The sequence below is a fragment of the Phenylobacterium sp. genome, assembly GCF_004299445.1.
Taxonomy (GTDB): Bacteria; Pseudomonadota; Alphaproteobacteria; order Caulobacterales; family Caulobacteraceae; genus Phenylobacterium.
This window is the reverse complement of the sequence record NZ_SCTC01000047.1, coordinates 1-16,964: the sequence shown is the minus strand read 5'-3', so window position 1 is coordinate 16,964 and position 16,964 is coordinate 1. Positions and strand designations below refer to the sequence as shown.

The following is a 16,964-nucleotide window of genomic DNA, read 5'->3' as shown; positions in this document are numbered from 1 at the left end:
CGAGGGCCCCTGTCGTCGTCGATGACGCGAAGGCTATTCGGCCGCCATCGCCGCCGGCTTGGCCAGGCTGCGCAGCACGTAGTTCAGCACGCCGCCGTGCTTGAAGTATTCCAGCTCCATCGGCGTATCGATGCGGCAGCGGACCGGGAAGCGGGCGATGCGGCCGTCCGACGGACGGTACATCTCGACGATCAGCTGCTTGCGGGGCGCGAGCTCGGTGAGGCCGCGGATCGTGACGATCTCTTCGCCCGTCAGGCCCAGCTTGTGCCAGCCTTCCTGCAGGAACTGCAGCGGCAGCACGCCCATGCCCACCAGGTTGGAGCGGTGGATCCGCTCGAAGCTCTCGGCCACAACGGCGCGGACGCCCAGCAGCTTCGTGCCCTTGGCGGCCCAGTCACGCGACGAGCCCGTACCGTACTCCTTGCCCGCGAACACGACCAGCGGACGGCCCTCGCCCTGGTAGCGCATGGCCGCGTCGTAGATCGACATCTGCTCGCCGGACGGGAAGTGCTTCGTCACGCCGCCTTCGACTTCGGGGGTGATGCGGTTGCGGATGCGGATGTTGGCGAAGGTGCCGCGCATCATCACCTGGTGGTTGCCGCGGCGCGCGCCATAGCCGTTGAACTCGGACGGCGGCACCTGGCGGTCGACCAGATACTTGCCGGCCGGCGTCGCCGCGCGGAACGAGCCGGCGGGCGAGATATGGTCGGTGGTGATCGAGTCGCCGAAGACGCCCAGGATGCGGGCCTCGACGATGTCGGTGACCGCCTTGGGCTCCATCTCGAGGCCTTCAAAGTAGGGCGGGTTCTGAACGTAGGTCGAGCCCATGTCCCAGTCGTAGGTCTGGCCGCCCTTCACCTTGATGGCCTGCCAGTTCTTGTCGCCCTTGAAGACGTCGCCGTAGCGGCTGGCGAACATCTTGCTGGTCACGTGCTTGCGCTGGAGGTCGGCGACCTCCTTGTTCGTGGGCCAGATGTCCTTGAGGTAGACGGGCTTGCCGTCCTTGCCCTCGCCCAGCGGCTCGGTGGTGATGTCGATCTGCATCGAACCGGCCAGGGCGTAGGCCACCACGAGCGGCGGCGAGGCCAGGTAGTTGGCCCGCACGTCGGGGTTCACGCGGCCTTCGAAGTTGCGGTTGCCCGAGAGCACCGAAGTGGCGACCACGTCGTTCTTCTGGATCGATTCCGAGATCGCCTCGGGCAGCGGGCCCGAGTTGCCGATGCAGGTGGTGCAGCCGTAGCCCACCAGATTGAAGCCCAGCGCGTCGAGGCTCTTATCCAGCTTGGCCGACTTCAGATAGTCGGTGACCACCTGCGATCCGGGGGCGAGCGAAGTCTTCACCCACGGCTTCACCTTGAGACCTTTCTCGACGGCCTTCTTCGCCACCAGACCGGCGGCGATCAGCACGCCGGGGTTCGAGGTGTTGGTGCACGAGGTGATCGCGGCGATCACGACGTCGCCGTTGCCGATATCGAAGTTCTCGCCCTCGACCTTGAAGCGGTCGCCCAGCGTGCCCGGCTTGGCGAAGACGTCGCCTTCCATGGCGGCCTTGAACTCGGCGGCGGCGTTGTTCAACTCGACCCGGTCCTGCGGACGCTTCGGGCCGGCCAGCGAGGGCACCACGGTCGACATGTCGAGGTGGAGCGTGTCGGTGAACACCGGATCCGGATCGGTCGGCTCACGCCACATGCCTTGGGCCTTGGCGTAGGCCTCGACCAGCGCCACGCGCTCAGGGGCGCGGTTGGTGGCGGCCAGATAGTCGATGGTGGCCTGGGTGACCGGGAAGAAGCCGCAGGTGGCGCCGTATTCCGGAGCCATGTTGGCGATCGTCGCCTGGTCTTCCAGGGTCATGTTGGCCAGGCCCGGGCCGTAGAACTCGACGAACTTGCCCACCACGCCCTTCTTGCGCAGCATCTGGGTGACGGTGAGCACCAGGTCGGTGGCCGTCGTGCCTTCGGACAGCGCGCCCTCAAGCTTGAAGCCGATGACCTCGGGGATCAGCATCGGGATCGGCTGGCCCAGCATGGCCGCCTCGGCCTCGATGCCGCCCACGCCCCAGCCCAGAACGGCCAGGCCGTTGATCATGGTGGTGTGGCTGTCGGTGCCGACGACGGTGTCGGGATAGGCCACTTCCGGACCCTCGTCCGAGTTCGTCCAGACGGTCTGGGCGAGGTATTCGAGGTTCACCTGGTGACAGATGCCGGTGCCGGGCGGCACGACGCGGAAGTTGTTGAACGCCGACGAACCCCAGCGAAGGAAGTTGTAGCGCTCGATGTTGCGCTGATACTCGCGCTCGACGTTATCGGCGAACGCCTTGGCGTTACCGAAGTGGTCCACCATCACCGAGTGGTCGATGACCAGGTCGACAGGGTTCAGCGGGTTGATCTTGTCGGGGTTGCCGCCCAGGGCGGTCATGGCGTCACGCATGGCCGCCAGGTCGACGACGGCGGGCACGCCGGTGAAGTCCTGCATCAGCACGCGCGCAGGGCGGAAGCTGATCTCGTGTTCGACTGAGCCGCGGTTCTGGGCCCAGGCCGCAATGGCCTTCAGATCGTCGGGCTGGACGGTGTCGCCGTCCTCGTTCCGCAGCAGGTTCTCCAGAAGCACCTTCATGGAGATCGGCAGCGTCGAAATGCCGGAAAGTCCCGCTTCCTCCGCCGCCGGGAGGCTGTAGTAAGCGTAGGTCTTGTCGCCGACAGTGAGTTGCCGGCGCGTCTTCAGGGTGTCCACGGACGCCATATTCGGGAGATCCTTCTCTGTTCGCCGCCGCCCTGACACCGGAGAAGGTTCGCGCGCTCTATCAGAGACGGACACACAGCGTTCGTCCCCGCGCGGCGTTGCTCCCCCCAAGCGTCGGCGGCCGGGGTTACATAGACCCGACATTTCCCGCCGTCCATGCACTGCACGGTGACGGTTCTGCAAAGCGGCGTTTTGCGGCGTGCTCGTCGGTTGTGACCGGGGCGTTCGGTTGATCTCGCAGCTGGTGATCAAGGATGCGGCGATCCGGCGGGGCGGGCGGCTGCTCTTCGAGGGGGTCTCGCTGGATCTGGCGGCCGGAGAGGCGTGCGCGCTGACGGGGCCGAACGGGTCGGGGAAGACCAGCCTGCTCAGGGCCGTGGCGGGCCTGGTGCGGCTCGAGGCCGGCGAAATCGGCTTCGGCGGCGTCGATCCAGGCGACGCGCGCGGCGGCGCGATCCACCTGCAGGGACACGCCGACGGCCTCAAGGCGGCGCATACCGCCCGCGAGGAACTCACCTTCTGGACCGTGTGGGGCGGCGGGGCTGAGGCTGCGGTGCGTGAAGCGGCCCGGGACCTGGAGCTGACCGGCCTGCTCGACCTGGAAGTTCGCCGGCTCTCGGCAGGTCAGCGGCGGCGACTGGCGCTGGCGCGGCTGGTGGCGGCGCCTCGGGCGCTCTGGCTTCTGGACGAGCCGCTGTCGCCCCTCGACGCCCGCTGGCGCGACGGCTTCGCGGCGATCATGCGCCGCCACCTCGACGGCGGCGGCCTCATCGTGGCGGCCATGCACGACCCTCTTCCGGTCGCGACCCGCAGCCTGGAGCTGACCGCATGAGCCGGATCGGCGCCCTGATCGCGCGGGAGACCACCCTGGCCTGGGGCCGGGGCGGCGGGCCGCTGGTGGCCGTCGGCTTCTATGCCGGCGTGGCCACGTTCCTGCCACTGGCCATCGGCCCCGAGCCCGAGCGCCTGCGCGCTATCGCCCCGGGCGCGGCCTGGGTGGCGCTGGCGCTGGCCTCGCTGCTGTCGCTGGAACGCATGTTCGAGCGCGACTACGAGGATGGGGCGCTGGATCTGCTGGCGCTCTCGCCGACGCCCCTCGAGATCACGTGCCTGATCAAGTGCGTGGGCCAGTGGCTGGCGACGGGGGCTCCGCTGGCGCTCGCGGCGCCTATCGCCGCCATCGCGCTGGGGGCCAGTCCCTCGCTCGCCCCGATGATCTTCGCCTGCGCGCTGATGGGCGGGATCGCGTTCTCGTTCATGGGCGGCATCGGCGCGGCCCTCAGCCTGGGCGCGCGACGCGGCGGATTGCTCACCGCGGTGATCGTGCTGCCACTCTTCGTGCCGCCGGTGATCTTCGGCGGCGGCGCGCTGGACGCTTTCGCCAACGGCCTGCCCTGGACCAGCGGCTTCGCCTTCCTGGGCGCCTACGCCGCCTCGGCCGTGGCGTTGGGGCCCCTGGCGATGGCCGCCGCCTGCCGCAATGCGCTCAGCTAGCTCTTCGGTTTCGGATACCAGAGCGCGTTGACGATCACCCAGCGGTCGCCGAAGCGGCCGAGGTGGAAATAGTCGACGAACCAGGGGGTCTCGACGCGCGCCACGGCGGCGCTGCCGGCGATGTCCAGCACCCGGACTGAACGGCTCCACTGATCCTTCGGGGTCTTGAGCGCGCCTTCCCGGGTCAGCTGGACCAGCTCGGCCTTGGACATGCGGCGCAGCGCCAGCTTCTCGTCCGGGTCGGTCGTGACCGCGCGCTTGGCGAGGTCGGGATGCAGCGAACGGGCGACGCGCGCCGGATCGCCCTCCAACTGGCCGTCGACATAGTCATAGGCCACGGCCTCGATGGCCTTCACCTCGGCGGGATCCAGGGGCGCGGGCGTGGCCGCGAGGGCCGCGGCGGCGAAGAGGGCGGCGAACATCGGGCGGTCTCCCAGGCGCTAAGCGCCGCCGTATGGCGCGATCAACCCGCGGACGCACATGAAGAAAGCTTAATCCCGCCCGCCGCTTTTCCGCCCCAAGCTTTGCCTGAGCTTCCTGTTCGAAGGGAACACCTAAGCGGGAGACAGACGATGTCGAAAACCCTGACCAAACTGCTGGCCGGCGCCGCGGCCCTCACCCTCGTCGCGGGGGCGGGCGCCGCCGTCGCCCAGGCCCCTCAGGACGCGGCCCGCCAGGCCGCAGAGGACGCCAGCGCCGCGGCCGCGCATGCACGAGAGACCCATCGCGAGGCGCGCGACACGGCTCGGGATGCGCGGGACGGCGCCCGTGAGGCCCGACGCACTGCAGACGAGGTTCGCCGCGAGGTCCGCATCTATCGCGGCGGCGACAATGACAAGCAGGTGTTCGTCTTCCGAGGCGGAGACCGCGAGGACCACCTGCGGACGATGCTGCAGCTGCGCGCCGACCAGGAACCGGCATTGAAGGCGTATCTCGAAGCCGTCGGTCGCGGCGGGCCGCGCGGCGATCATATGGTGCGCTTCGACCGTCGCGGGGACAGCCCGCTGACCACGCCCGAGCGACTGGTTGCGATGGAAGCGAGGATGGCCGAGCAGCAGACCGCCATGCGTCAGCGCATAGAGGCCACCAAGACCTTCTACGGCCAGCTCGACGACAAGCAGAAGAAGGTCTTCGACAGCATGCCGATTCTGATGTTCGCCGGCCCCGGCTTCGGCCCGACGCTCCTGCCCGTCGACCACAGGCCGCCAACCCCGCCCGCCCCGCCCAAGCCGCCGATGCTCTAGTCTTGCCGCGCGGGCGCTCGGACTCTATGCCGACGTTATGAGCTGGGCGCCCGCCTTCCTGTCGAATCCCGAACGCTTCATGGCGTTCTCCCGCTGGGCCGCGCCGATGTTCGGCGTCATCGCCGGTCTCCTGGCCGTGGCGGGTCTCTACCTCGGCTTCACCGCGCCCGAGGATTATCAGCAGGGCCAGACGGTTCGGATAATGTTCATCCACGTGCCGGCGGCGCAGATGAGCATGTTCGCCTATCTCTGCCTGGCGATCGCCAGCTTCCTGGCGCTGATCTTCCGCCACACCCTCGCCGACGCGGCGGCACAGGCCGCGGCGCCGATCGGGGCGGCCTTCACCTTCCTGGCCCTGGTCACGGGCTCGTTCTGGGGCCGGCCCATGTGGGGCACCTGGTGGGAGTGGGACGGCCGACTGACCTCGGTGCTGGTGATGTTCCTGCTCTACATCGCCTACATCGCGCTGCGGGCCTCGATGGACGACGAGCAGAAGGCGGCCCGCGCCGCCGCGATCCTCGCCCTGGTCGGCTCCATCAACCTGCCGATCATCCACTTCAGCGTCGAATGGTGGAACTCGATCCACCAGGGCACGTCGCTGTTCCGCAAGGACGGGCCGTCGATGCCGCCGGTGTTCTGGGTGCCGCTGCTGCTGATGGCGCTGGCCTACATGTCGGCCTTCGGCTCGCTGTGGCTGGTGGGCATCCGGGGCGAGCTCTGGCGTCGCCGGGCCGAGGCCGCGGCGCTTCGTGTGGCGAGAGGCTGATGTTCGACTTCAAGTACGCCGAGTACATCATCCCGGCCTTCGTCATCACGGGGCTCGTGTTCGCCGGCTTGATCTGGTTCTCGCTCAGCCGCGCCCGCTACTGGAAGAAGCGCTTCGAGGAACTGTCGGGCCAGGGGTCCAAGTGAACCGCGGATTGGCCTTCCTGCCGCTGATCGCGCTCGCCGCGCTGGGCGGCCTCTTCTACTTCTATGCCCTGCGCCGAGATCCTCAGGTCCAGCCCCAGGCGATGGTGGGCAAGCCGATGCCCGACCTCATCTTGCCCACGCTGCGCGGCGGCCAGCCCGTGCGCCTGCGGGCGATCGCCGCCGAAGGGCCGATGGTGGTGAATTTCTTCGCGTCGTGGTGCGCGCCCTGCGAGATCGAGCATCCGGTGCTGATGGGCCTGAAGGGGCGCGGGGTCCGGGTGATCGGCGTGGCCTACAAGGATGCGCCGTCCAACACCGAAGCGTTCCTCACCCGGATGGGCGATCCGTTCGTCAACGCCGTGGTCGATCGCGACGGGGCCGCGGGGGTTGAGTTCGGCGTCACCGGCGTGCCCGAGACCTATGTGGTGAGCCGGGACGGCCAGATCCTCGCCAAGCACACGGGGCCGCTGGGCGACGCCGACGCGGAACGGCTGGTCAAGGCGCTGCGTTAACCGCTCATTGACGACCAGCAGGCAGTTTGGATCGGTCCGTTAACCATATTCGGCCCGCACCCTTGTCGACCATCCGCCCGACCCCCTTCCCGCAACAGGCGCCCCTGGGCGGCCAACGCGACGACGCGGGCCGCGCCGCGGCGCAGCGGGCCTTCTTCAACGCCGCCATGGGCCAGGCTCAGGCGCCGCAGACAACGCCGGCCCCGACAGCGACCGCAGCGCCTCAGTCGATCAACCGCGTCGCCGAGGCCCGACCCGCCGACACCCCTCAGAAGATCCTGCGCCCCGGATCGTTGCTGGACATTCGCGTCTGATCACTTCGGCGCGCGCGCCTAAATCGCCGGATTAACTATGGTTTATCGGGGAACGTAGTACCGGGCCCATGGGTTCTGGCGGTGAAGGACAGCGCCATGCAGGGTCGGGACGACAGGATCTACGAGGAGGCCGCCGCGCTCTGGCGCGAGCTCTACGACGAGCCGCCGCCTGCGGTGGCGGACGGCAAGGTCATCCTCGATCTGATTTTCGACAGTCAGTCGCCGACGGACTACGACCGCCTGGCGACGCCGCACCTGCGGCGCACCAACATCACGTTCCCGAAGTACTAGATCGCGTTGCGGAAACATGGTCGCCGGCATTCTGCGCCGAACCGCGATCAAGGCTTTACGCGCCGTCCGTCCTGGGCGGCGGCGGGACTTCGGGGTCCTTCAGGTGCTTCATCAGGAGCGGCATCTGGGCCACGCCGAAGGCGGCGCTCAAGACCCGGATGCCGATCGTATCCCAGGTCACCCATGTGGCTTCGGTCTGGGTCATCCAGATGATGAGGTTCAGCGTGCCCAGAACCACCGAGAAGATAGCGTAGCGCAGCTCCAGGGTGCGCCACGCTTCGACGGGTAAAGTGAACGCCCAGCCCAGCACCGCCTTGATCGGGTTCTTCTTCAGGATCAGGCCGCCGAAGAAGATCAGCGCGAAGGCGTAGTTCACGAAGGTGGGCCGCAGCTTCAGGATCCAGTCGGCCTGGAAGATCAGGGTCAGCCCGCCGAACACGATCCCCAGGACGCCCACGATCAACGGCATCCAGGCCAGCCGCCGCTCGACCAGGAAGCCGAACGCCAGCGCAATGATCGCCACGACCACCGACACGCCGGTCGCCAGCATGAAGTCGCGGCCGAAGAAGAAGTAGCTGATCAGCAGCGAGAGCGGCGCCGAGAAGTCGATGACATACCGGACCCAGCCGCGACGGTTCTGTTCGTTCACGCTGCCGACTCCTCGAGCCCCACCAGGGTGCGGGCGAAGGCCCGCGCATTGAAGGGCTGGAGATCGTCCACGCCTTCTCCGACACCGATCAGCTTGATCGGGCTGTCCGACGCCTGGGCCACGGGCACCAGGACGCCGCCGCGGGCGGTGCCGTCCAGCTTGGTCATCACGATCCCGGACACGCCGATCTGGTTGCCGAAGATGTTCTCCTGGGCCAGCGCATTGCGGCCCACGGTGGCGTCCAGCACCAGCAGGGTCTCGTGCGGCGCGTCGGGGTCGATCTTCTTCACCACGCGGATGATCTTCAGCAGTTCGTCCATCAGGCCCTGCTTGTTCTGCAGGCGGCCGGCGGTGTCGACCAGGACCACGTCGTACCCTTCGGACTTCGCCTTTTGAACGGCGTCGAATGTCAGGCCCGCGGCGTCGGATCCGGTCGGGCGGCCCATGAAGTCGGCGCCGGCCCGCTCGGCCCAGATCTTCAGTTGCTCGACGGCGGCGGCGCGGAAGGTGTCGCCGGCCACCACCAGCACCTTGGCGCCCTGGCGCGTCAGGTCTGTGGCGATCTTCCCCAGGGTGGTGGTCTTGCCAGAGCCGTTCACGCCGATGAACAGCACAATGTAGGGCTTTGGTCCCGACAGCGGGTCGAACACGCCGGCGCGGGTCGCCAGTTCGTCGCCGATCGCCACGCTGAGCGCTTCGCGGATCTCTCGCTCGTCGACGTCCTTGCCGAACTTCTCGGAGGCGAAGCGCTCGGTGATGCGCGCAGCCGAATGCGGGCCGAGGTCGGCCTCGATCAGCATCTCTTCAAGCTCGTCGAGCTTGGCCTGGGTGAGCGGCTCCTTGGCGACGAAGACCTGGGCGATCTGCTCGCCCATCTGCTTCGAAGACTTGGTGAGCCCCTCGGTGAGGCGGGCGAACCAGCCGCGTTTGGGTTCTGACATGAAGCCCGCTTCTAGCCGGAGGCTTGCGGCGCGTCACGCCCCACCGCATCAAGGGGACGATGCCGCCCATTGAAACCGCCCTCACCGTGCTGGACTACGCCGCCGTGGCGGTATTCGGCGCGTCGGGGGCGCTGGCGGCGGCCCGGGCCAAGCACGACATCATCACCTTCGGCTTCTTCGCGGCGGTGACGGGGGTTGGCGGCGGCACGCTGCGCGACCTCCTGATCGACGCGCCGGTCTTCTGGGTGGCGCGGCCGCAGTACATCGTCGTCTGCGTGGCCGCGGCGGTGGCGGTCTGGATGCTGGGGTGGGGGCGCAGCCGCGACCGCCTGCTCCTCTGGTCGGACGCCCTGGGCATGGCCGCCTACGCCAGCGTGGGCGCGCTCAAGGCCACGTCGCTGGGCGTGCCGCCGGTCTCGGCGGTCATCATGGGCGTGCTGACGGCCACCTTCGGCGGCGTGATCCGCGATGTGCTGGCCAACCAGCCCTCGGTGCTGCTTCGTCGCGAGCTCTACGTGACCCCGGCGCTGCTGGGCGCGGCCGTGTTCGTGGGGCTGCACGGCATGAGCCTGCCCCTGGCGGTCAGCGGCGGCCTAGGGTTCCTGGCGGCGTTCAGCGTGCGCGCCGGGGCGATCCTGTTCGGCTGGCAGATGCCGGGGTTCCCCGGGCGGGCCTAGGTGTCGTGATCGGGATGCTGCAGGCTCTCGATGCTGGCCAGATGCGCGGCGGCCCGCGGCTCGGTCGGCTCATGGACAGGCAGGCCCGGCAGGTCGTCGACCCACGGCAGCTTGCTGGCGCTGCCCAGCTGTTCGGTCACCCGCACGGCGGCCGGATCGTCCAGCACGCCGATCGCCACCGCCACCGGCCCGGCCACGTGCTCCCACGTCAGCGGCGTGCCGCACGCCTCGCAGAACCCGCGCCAGACCTTGTTTGAACTCTGGAAGCGCCGACGCTCGCCGCGGGTCCAAGTCAGCCCCTCGACGCCCACATAGGGGCCGAAGAGCCCGCCGGTGGCCTTCTGGCACATGCGGCAATGGCAGATGCTGGCCTCGCCCAGCGTCTCGGCCCGGAACCGGATCGCCCCGCACTGGCAGCCGCCGGTGATGCTCATGCCGCTTCCGCCTCCAGCACTGTCGCCAGGACGCGCCGGCCGTCGTGGCCCGTGACGCGCAGGGCCGTTACGTCGCCCACCGCCGCCTCGCCCGAGAACGCGATCTCGGTGAAATCCTCCGCGCGGGCCACGCCGGGCCGCTCGACCAGCCCGTTCAGGGTGCGGCCGACCTGGGCGGCCAGATGCCGGACCAGGGCCGCGTCGCCGGCGGCGCGCAGGCGCGCGGCGCGGGCCTTCACGGCGTCGCCCTTCACCTTGGGCATCCGCGCCGCCGGCGTCCCGGGACGGGCGCTGAACGGAAAGACGTGCAGGAACGCCAGTCCCGCCTCCTCGACGAGCTTCAGCGTGTTCTCGAACATCGCGTCGGTCTCGGTGGGGAAGCCCGCGATCAGGTCGGCGCCGAAGGCGGTGTCCGGCCGCACCGCGCGCACCTCGGCCACCAGCTTCAGCGCGTCCGCGCGCAAGTGGCGGCGCTTCATGCGCTTCAGGATCATGTCGTCGCCCGCCTGCAGCGACAGGTGCAGGTAGGGCATCAGCCGCGGCTCTTCGGCCAGGCAGCGTAGCAGGTCGGCGTCGATCTCGGCCGCATCGATGGACGACAGGCGCAGGCGCGGCAGGCCGGGAACCAGCTTCAGGATTCGCGCCACCAGCTGGCCCAGGGTGGGCTGGCCCGGCAGGTCGGCGCCCCAGCTGGTCACGTCCACGCCGGTCAGCACGACCTCGCGGTAGCCCTCGGCGGCCAGCCGGCGCACCTGTTCCACCACCTCGCCCGCCGGCGCCGAGCGCGAGTTGCCGCGGCCGTAGGGGATGATGCAGAAGGTGCAGCGGTGGTCGCAGCCGTTCTGGACCTCGACGTAGGCCCGCGCCCGATCCTTGAGGCCGTCGATAAGGTGCCCGGCCGTCTCGCGCACGCTCATGATGTCGTTGACGCGGACCCGCATGGGTTCCGCCCCTGGCGGCACAACCTGAGGCGCGTAGGAACCCGCCTGGCTCTTCTCGGCATTGCCCAGGACCAGGTCCACCTCGGGCATGGCGGCGAAGGCGGCGGGGTCGATCTGGGCGGCGCAGCCGGTGACGATCAGCTTGGCGCCCGGCCGCTCGCGCCGCGCCTTGCGGATCGCCTGTCGCGCCTGGCGCACGGCCTCGTTGGTGACCGCGCAGGTGTTGAATACGACCGCGTCGCTGAGCCCGTCCTCGGCCGCGCGCTTGCGGATGACCTCGCTCTCGTAGGCGTTCAGGCGGCAGCCGAAGGTGACGATGCGCACGTCCCCGCCAGTTGAGGCGTCGCCGGCCGGGGCGTCGGCGGCGAAGTCGGGATCGAGGGCGTCGGGCGTCACGTCCTTCATGGCTGGCGGCTCAGGTCCTGGCCGACGGGCGCGGGCGCGCTGGCGGCGGCCGGATGCGGGCCATAGGTGCGCACCAACATGTTGAACATCGTGAGCAGGATCCACGGCACGATGTAGACGATCGCCCGCGAGGCTCCCGTGCGCGGTGGGGCCTTGGTCGCCAGCCAGGCGGCGTGCGCGCCGACAGCCAGGGCCAGGACGACCGCGCCGATCAGCAGTCCATTCTTGCCGAGGGCGTCGGCGGCGGCCGGCCACTGGTGGAGCGCCTCGGGCAGGGCGAACGCGCCCACAGCCATGAGGCCGCAGAAGACAGCCAGGGTCCGCCACGCCCCGACGTAGGCGTAGCCGGTGGGCGCGAAGACCATATTCAGGATCATCGCCAGCCACCAGCGCCGCGGCCGTCCCTCCGCCGGGGTCTGGTTCATGGCAGCTCGCCTGCGAAGTCCACGGCCGCGGGACCGGTCATGATGACGTGTCCATCCTCGCGCCACTCGATGAACAGTTCGCCGCCGTCCAGCACCATCGTCGCATGCCGGCCGACGAGGTCACGGCGCGAGGCGGCCACGAGGGCTGCGCAGGCCCCGGTGCCACAGGCCTTCGTGAGGCCGGCGCCGCGTTCCCAGACGCGCAGGCGGATGCGGTCGCGCTCCAGGATCTGGGCGAAGCCGACGTTCACATGCTCGGGGAAGAGAGGGTGCGTCTCGACGGCCGGCCCGGCCAGCTCGACCGGCGCCTGCGCCACGTCGGGCACAAAGAAGACCACATGCGGGTTGCCCATGGAGACACACCCTGGGGGCGCCATCAGGTCGGCGTGGTGGAAGAGCGCCACGTCGAGGGCCGCAGTGTCGTGCGCCGAGGCCAGAGGAATCTCCTGCCAGTCCAGCCGCGGCGGACCCATGTCGACGCTGACCAGCCGTTCTCCCGCGCGAGTGGCCACCAGCCGGCCCGCCTGGGTGTCAATGACGGCCTCGTCCTTGCCCGTCGACTGCATCAGCAGCCAGCCGACGCAGCGGGTCCCGTTCCCACACGCGCTGACCTCTTCGCCGTCTGCGTTCCAGAAGCGCACGCGCGCATCGGCGTCGGCCTCGGACTTCCCGATCACGATCAGCTGGTCGCAGCCGACGCCGGTCTTGCGGTCGGCGATCGCCCGCACCTCGTCCGCCGTGGGATCGAAGGGACCGGACCGGGTCTCGATCACGACGAAGTCGTTGCCGAGGCCATTCATCTTGAGAAACGGGCGCGTCATGGGCCGCGGTATATAGGCGAAACCGAGCGACGCCGCACCTGAGGCGCGGGGCGGCGCCTCGCGCGCCTAAAAAAGAAAGGCCCCCGCGCGAACGCGGAGGCCCAGGGACAAGAGCGTCGGGGAGGATCAGCTCTTTTCGATTTCGGCGGCGGTGTCGTCGATCATCTGGACGATGCGGTCGAGCTGTTCGGCGGACACCGGGCGCTGCATGCGGTTCTTGAGCGCCATGCCCAGGTTCATCATCGCGCGACCCACGCGGGGGCGGCCGGGCCCGGCGTGGCGGGCGGCCTCCTCCATCTGGGCGAACAGGCCCTCGACGGCGGTGCGGTGCTTGTCGAGTTCGGCCTTACCCGCGTCGTTGATCTGGTAGAGCTTGCGGCCGGTCTCGCCGCCGGCCTGAAGAACGAAGCCTTCGTCCTCCAGCAGCGACAGGGTGGGATAGACCACGCCGGGCGACGGGCGGTACGCGCCGCCGGTGCGCTCCTCCAGCTCCTTGATCAGCTCGTAGCCGTGGCGCGGCTGCTCCTCGAGCAGCGCCAGCACCACGAAGCGCAGGTCTCCGTGCTCGAAGAACCGGCCGAACCGGCGATGGCGACGCTCACCACGCTCGCCGCGCCCCTCGCCGTGGTGGCCCATGCGGCCGCCCCAGCCATGCCGGCTGCGATGAAGTCCGCGATCGTGGAAGAGGTGTCGGTGCATATGTATTTTAGACTCCTTTAGATATGTCTAAACATTAGATACATCGAAATCGTTTCGAGCTGCAAGCGGTTTTTAGATACAGTCGAAATTATATCGGAAACGCGCTGCTCAGCCGGTGCGCATCGACAGTTCGACGTCCGCGCCGAAGGGGATCGACAGGTAGCCGTTCGCCGGCGAGCGCACGCGCGCCAGGTACTCCGGGCAGTGGTCGGCGTTGTCGGCCACGATCAGCGCGCCGGGTCGCAGACAGCTCTCCAGCAGGCTGAGGATATCGCCGTAGAGCGCCTTCGCCCCGTCCAGCAGGACGAGGTCGATGGTCCCGGGCAAGTCGACGGCCAGGGTCTGCAGGGCGTCGCCCTCGCGGATCTCCACCAGGTCGGCCACCCCGCCTTCCGCCAGGTTCCGGCGCGCCCGCGCGGCCTTCGATGGTTCGAACTCGGTGGTGATCAACCGCCCGCCGCCGTTGTCGCGCAGCGCCGCGGCCAGGTGCAGGGTCGACAGTCCGAACGACGTCCCGAACTCGACGATGGATCGTGCGCCGCTGCTGCGGGCCAGCATGTAGAGCAGGGTTCCGGTCTCCCGCGAGACGGGCAACGGGTAGTCCTTCAGGGCCGCGTAAAGGAAGGCGTAGTCGGACCTGCTCTGCATCAGGCGGGCGCGCTCCTCGGCCGGCACGGAAACGAAGGCGGGGCTGTCGGCGGGCGAGGCGGCGTCGGCCTCTTCGAACAGTCGCGCCAGCAGCGGCGCGACCGGGGCGGTGGTCAGGGTGTTCATGGGGAGGAGCTCCGGTTCGGGCGCGTCCTTGCGCCCATCGGAAAAATGCGACTAATTCGTCGCGTTCGATATTCGCATTGCCCGAAAGCGCCATGACCGGTCGCCCAAGTCCCCGGATTTCCTCACGAAAGACGCCGAAGCAGGCGCGCTCGACAGAGCTGGTCGCGGCGATCCTGGAGGCGGCGGCTCAGGTTCTGGCGAAGGAGGGCGCCCAGCGCTTCACCACCGCGCGGGTGGCGGAGAAGGCCGGCGTCAGCGTGGGATCGGTCTACCAGTACTTCCCGAACAAGGCCGCGATCCTGTTCCGGCTGCAGACCGACGAATGGCGCGAGACCACCGACCTGCTGCGCGAGATCCTGGGCGACCGCAGCCGACCGCCGCCCGAGCGCCTGCGTGCGCTGGTCCGCGCCTTCATCCGTTCGGAATGCGAGGAGGCCGGGATGCGCGTGGCGCTCAACGACGCGGCCCCACTCTATCGCGACGCCCCCGAGGCGCGGTGGGCGCGGCTGTCGGGCCATGACGCGGCCCAGGCGTTCATGGACGAGGCCCTGCCCCATGCCAGCGACGCCACGCGCGCGCTGGCCGGCGACCTCGTCACCACGACGCTCAGGACGGTGGGCAAGGATTTCTCCGAGAGCCCGCGGACGCCCGACGAGATCACCGCCTATGCCGACGCCATGGCCGACATGTTCTGCGCCTACCTCGAGCGCCTCGGGCGGGCCTGAGCCGGGGCTCACACCTCTTTCAGCACCTCGGCCAGCAGGCGCCCTTCGGCCCGGCGATTGGAACCGGAGCGCCAGGCCACCACGATCTCCCGTGACGGATGCTCGGCGTCGATGGGGCGGATCGCGACGTCGGCGGCCTTGTCGAGGCCCGCGCTCACCGCCATCCGCGGCAGGAAGGTCACGCCCAGGCCCGAGCCCACCATCTGCACCAGCGTAGGGAGCGAGGTGGCGGTGAACGGCTCTTCCCCGTTGCTGGTCTTGGGCGGCCCCAGCTTGCAGGCCGACAGCGCGTGCTCGCGCAGGCAGTGGCCGTCTTCCAGCAGGATCAGGTTCTCGCGCTCCATCGCCTCGGGCGAGGCCGACGCCAGCTTGGCCAAGGGATGATCGGCTGGCAGCGCGGCCAACAGCTCGTCGTCGGCCACGTGCGCCCACTCCAGCCCGCCCATGTCGAACGGCAGCGCGATCAAGGCCGCATCCAGGCGACCGGCCTTCAACTGGGCGATCAGGCGCTGCGTCAGGTCCTCGCGCAGGAACAGCTTCAGCTTGGGAAACCTCTGCCTTAGCAGCGGCAGGGCGCCCGGCAACAGGAACGGCGCGATGGTGGGGATGACGCCCAGCCGGAAACGGCCGGTCAGGGGCTGGCCTGCGTTCTTGGCCGCCTCCACCAGTTCCTCAGCCTCGTTGAGGATCACGGTCGCGCGGCGCAGCGCCTCTTCGCCCACCGGCGTCAGGATCACGCCGGTCCGGGCCCGGTCCACCACCGGCGCGCCCAGCGTCCGCTCCAGCTCCTGGATGCCGGCCGACAGGGTGGGCTGAGTGACGTGCGCGGCCTCGGCCGCCTTGCCGAACGCCCCGTGCTCGGCGAGCAGCTTGAGGTACTGGAGCTGGCGGATGGTCGGCAGCATTCGGTCTGATCCGTCATTCCGGCGAGCACAATGCGAGCGCCAGGATGGCCATGCCCGCACGAGCCATAGGCCCTCTCTATCTCAATCGCAAAAACTATCAATTGGAACTGTCGACGCCCACGGCCTATCTCCGCGCCTCGGCAGTCACTCCTCCCCGACCCGCCGTCCACCAAATCACTAGGAGAGTTTCAGTATGCTGGGTGTTGGCCAGACGCTTCCCGACTTCAAGATCGTGGGCGTGAAGCCCAAGTTCATGCGCCACGAAGAGAACGGCGAGAGCGCGTTCGAGACCCTCACCAAGGACAGCTTCAAGGGTCAGTGGAAGGTCATCTTCTTCTACCCGAAGGACTTCACCTTCGTGTGCCCCACCGAGATCGCCGAGTTCGCCCGCCTGAACCGCGAATTCGCCGACCGTGACGCCGTCGTCCTGGGCGGCTCGACCGACAACGAGCATTCCAAGCTGGGCTGGCGCCGGGAACACCCGGACCTGCACAACCTGGCCATCTGGAACTTTGCCGACAACGGCGGCCAGTTCGCCCGCGACCTGGGCGTCCTCAACCTCGAAGAAGGCGTCGCCCAGCGCGCCACCTTCATCGTCGACCCCGACAACGTGGTGCAGCACGTCTACGTCACGAACCTGAACGTCGGCCGCAACCCGCAGGACACCCTGCGCGTGCTCGACGCGCTGCAGACCGACGAGCTCTGCCCGTGCAACCGCTCGGTCGGCGGCGAGACGCTGAAGGCCGCCTAGGTCGACCGGATAACCGCACGCGGCCGCCGAACGTAACCGTCGGCGGCCGTTTCGCCTGAAGGCCGCGTCCCACACACCCCGCGGACCTTCAGCCTTGCCCAGGGGCGCGCACGCATCTCCCTCCCCGCTGCGTCCCTGGGCATCTTCTTTTCCCTTCCCGGAGACGGACATGTCCCTCGACACCCTTCGCGATGCGCTGCCCGCCTATGCCAAGGACATCAGCCTGAACCTCGGCAGCCTGGCCTCCGAGACCGTGCTCAACGACCAGCAGAAGTGGGGCGCCTTCGTCGCCTCGGCCCACGCGCTGGGCG

General features: G+C 69.0%; 21 protein-coding genes and 1 pseudogene. 11 read left to right on the top strand and 11 right to left on the bottom strand.

The annotated features are described in order from the left end of the window. Positions 1-33: 33 nt before the first annotated feature. Positions 34-2,739 carry an aconitate hydratase AcnA gene (acnA, locus tag EPN98_RS12505; protein ID WP_293363046.1) on the bottom strand — a complete coding sequence of 902 codons (2,706 nt, stop codon included), beginning with the start codon at positions 2,737-2,739 and terminating at the stop codon, positions 34-36. Positions 2,740-2,968: 229 nt separating this feature from the next. On the opposite strand from acnA, the gene ccmA reads away from it, so the two are divergent. Together ccmA and ccmB are read left to right on the top strand one after the other, a co-directional pair. Further along, complete coding sequence (gene ccmA, locus EPN98_RS12500; RefSeq protein WP_293363044.1) at positions 2,969-3,571, top strand: heme ABC exporter ATP-binding protein CcmA; 603 nt, start codon at positions 2,969-2,971, stop codon at positions 3,569-3,571. Further along, complete coding sequence (gene ccmB / locus EPN98_RS12495) at positions 3,568-4,233, top strand: heme exporter protein CcmB (RefSeq protein ID WP_293363043.1); 666 nt, start codon at positions 3,568-3,570, stop codon at positions 4,231-4,233. The genes ccmA and ccmB overlap by 4 nt, the downstream gene beginning before the upstream one ends. Here the strand turns inward: ccmB and EPN98_RS12490 are convergent. After that, complete coding sequence (locus EPN98_RS12490) at positions 4,230-4,655, bottom strand: nuclear transport factor 2 family protein (RefSeq protein WP_293363041.1); 426 nt, start codon at positions 4,653-4,655, stop codon at positions 4,230-4,232. The genes ccmB and EPN98_RS12490 overlap by 4 nt on opposite strands. A 150-nt stretch (positions 4,656-4,805) precedes the next feature. Between EPN98_RS12490 and EPN98_RS12485 the strand changes: the two genes are divergently transcribed. The 6 genes and pseudogenes from EPN98_RS12485 to EPN98_RS12460 all read left to right on the top strand — a co-directional run bounded on the left by EPN98_RS12485 (position 4,806) and on the right by EPN98_RS12460 (position 7,506). Beyond that, entirely contained in the window at positions 4,806-5,477 is a 672-nt protein-coding gene (locus EPN98_RS12485; protein ID WP_293363039.1) for a Spy/CpxP family protein refolding chaperone, read from the top strand. Between the two features lie 22 nt (positions 5,478-5,499). Beyond that, positions 5,500-6,243 (top strand): annotated as a pseudogene (gene ccmC, locus EPN98_RS12480) (heme ABC transporter permease CcmC); the annotation flags it as partial. After that, on the top strand, positions 6,243-6,389 hold the full coding sequence (ccmD, locus tag EPN98_RS12475) for a heme exporter protein CcmD (RefSeq protein WP_293363038.1): 147 nt from the start codon (positions 6,243-6,245) through the stop codon (positions 6,387-6,389). The pseudogene ccmC and the gene ccmD, both read left to right, overlap by 1 nt. Beyond that, entirely contained in the window at positions 6,386-6,901 is a 516-nt protein-coding gene (locus EPN98_RS12470) for a DsbE family thiol:disulfide interchange protein (RefSeq protein ID WP_293363036.1), read from the top strand. The genes ccmD and EPN98_RS12470 overlap by 4 nt, the downstream gene beginning before the upstream one ends. Positions 6,902-6,963: 62 nt before the next feature. Beyond that, a complete protein-coding gene (locus EPN98_RS12465; RefSeq protein ID WP_293363035.1) occupies positions 6,964-7,215 on the top strand; it encodes a hypothetical protein in 252 nt (83 codons plus the stop codon). A gap of 96 nt (positions 7,216-7,311) precedes the next feature. Continuing rightward, positions 7,312-7,506, top strand: coding sequence for a hypothetical protein (locus EPN98_RS12460; RefSeq protein ID WP_293363034.1), 195 nt, complete (start codon positions 7,312-7,314; stop codon positions 7,504-7,506). A 55-nt stretch (positions 7,507-7,561) separates the two neighbouring features. Here EPN98_RS12460 and EPN98_RS12455 read toward each other — a convergent pair whose 3' ends face one another. Further along, positions 7,562-8,155 (bottom strand): septation protein IspZ, encoded by a 594-nt coding sequence (locus EPN98_RS12455; RefSeq protein WP_293363033.1) that lies wholly within the window; start codon positions 8,153-8,155, stop codon positions 7,562-7,564. After that, the gene (ftsY, locus tag EPN98_RS12450) at positions 8,152-9,096 is read right to left on the bottom strand and encodes a signal recognition particle-docking protein FtsY (RefSeq protein ID WP_293363032.1); all 945 of its coding nucleotides are present in this window, start codon (positions 9,094-9,096) and stop codon (positions 8,152-8,154) included. Before ftsY ends, EPN98_RS12455 begins: the two co-directional genes overlap by 4 nt. Positions 9,097-9,155: 59 nt before the next feature. On the opposite strand from ftsY, the gene EPN98_RS12445 reads away from it, so the two are divergent. Next, on the top strand, positions 9,156-9,773 hold the full coding sequence (locus EPN98_RS12445; protein WP_293363031.1) for a trimeric intracellular cation channel family protein: 618 nt from the start codon (positions 9,156-9,158) through the stop codon (positions 9,771-9,773). Here EPN98_RS12445 and EPN98_RS12440 read toward each other — a convergent pair. The 6 genes from EPN98_RS12440 to EPN98_RS12415 form a co-directional block, all read right to left on the bottom strand. Next, positions 9,770-10,207 carry a GFA family protein gene (locus EPN98_RS12440; protein WP_293363030.1) on the bottom strand — a complete coding sequence of 146 codons (438 nt, stop codon included), beginning with the start codon at positions 10,205-10,207 and terminating at the stop codon, positions 9,770-9,772. The two genes, EPN98_RS12445 and EPN98_RS12440, sit on opposite strands and share 4 nt — an antisense overlap. Beyond that, positions 10,204-11,553 (bottom strand): tRNA (N(6)-L-threonylcarbamoyladenosine(37)-C(2))-methylthiotransferase MtaB, encoded by a 1,350-nt coding sequence (gene mtaB, locus EPN98_RS12435; protein ID WP_293363028.1) that lies wholly within the window; start codon positions 11,551-11,553, stop codon positions 10,204-10,206. Before mtaB ends, EPN98_RS12440 begins: the two co-directional genes overlap by 4 nt. Next, on the bottom strand, positions 11,550-11,978 hold the full coding sequence (locus EPN98_RS12430) for a hypothetical protein (RefSeq protein WP_293363027.1): 429 nt from the start codon (positions 11,976-11,978) through the stop codon (positions 11,550-11,552). The genes mtaB and EPN98_RS12430 overlap by 4 nt, the downstream gene beginning before the upstream one ends. Next, complete coding sequence (dapF, locus tag EPN98_RS12425) at positions 11,975-12,799, bottom strand: diaminopimelate epimerase (protein WP_293363025.1); 825 nt, start codon at positions 12,797-12,799, stop codon at positions 11,975-11,977. The genes EPN98_RS12430 and dapF overlap by 4 nt, the downstream gene beginning before the upstream one ends. 126 nt (positions 12,800-12,925) lie before the next feature. After that, positions 12,926-13,498 (bottom strand): PadR family transcriptional regulator, encoded by a 573-nt coding sequence (locus tag EPN98_RS12420; protein WP_293363024.1) that lies wholly within the window; start codon positions 13,496-13,498, stop codon positions 12,926-12,928. Positions 13,499-13,606: 108 nt separating this feature from the next. Beyond that, a complete protein-coding gene (locus EPN98_RS12415) occupies positions 13,607-14,272 on the bottom strand; it encodes an O-methyltransferase (RefSeq protein ID WP_293363022.1) in 666 nt (221 codons plus the stop codon). A 92-nt stretch (positions 14,273-14,364) separates the two neighbouring features. Here EPN98_RS12415 and EPN98_RS12410 point away from each other — a divergent pair, with 92 nt between their 5' ends. Further along, positions 14,365-14,997, top strand: a complete 633-nt coding sequence (locus EPN98_RS12410; RefSeq protein ID WP_293363021.1) for a TetR family transcriptional regulator — start codon at positions 14,365-14,367, stop codon at positions 14,995-14,997. 8 nt (positions 14,998-15,005) lie between these two features. On the opposite strand, the gene EPN98_RS12405 is transcribed toward EPN98_RS12410, so the two are convergent. Then, a complete protein-coding gene (locus tag EPN98_RS12405; RefSeq protein ID WP_293363020.1) occupies positions 15,006-15,902 on the bottom strand; it encodes a hydrogen peroxide-inducible genes activator in 897 nt (298 codons plus the stop codon). A 193-nt stretch (positions 15,903-16,095) separates the two neighbouring features. Here EPN98_RS12405 and EPN98_RS12400 point away from each other — a divergent pair, with 193 nt between their 5' ends. Beyond that, positions 16,096-16,653 carry a peroxiredoxin gene (locus EPN98_RS12400; RefSeq protein WP_293363019.1) on the top strand — a complete coding sequence of 186 codons (558 nt, stop codon included), beginning with the start codon at positions 16,096-16,098 and terminating at the stop codon, positions 16,651-16,653. Positions 16,654-16,964: the final 311 nt, after the last annotated feature.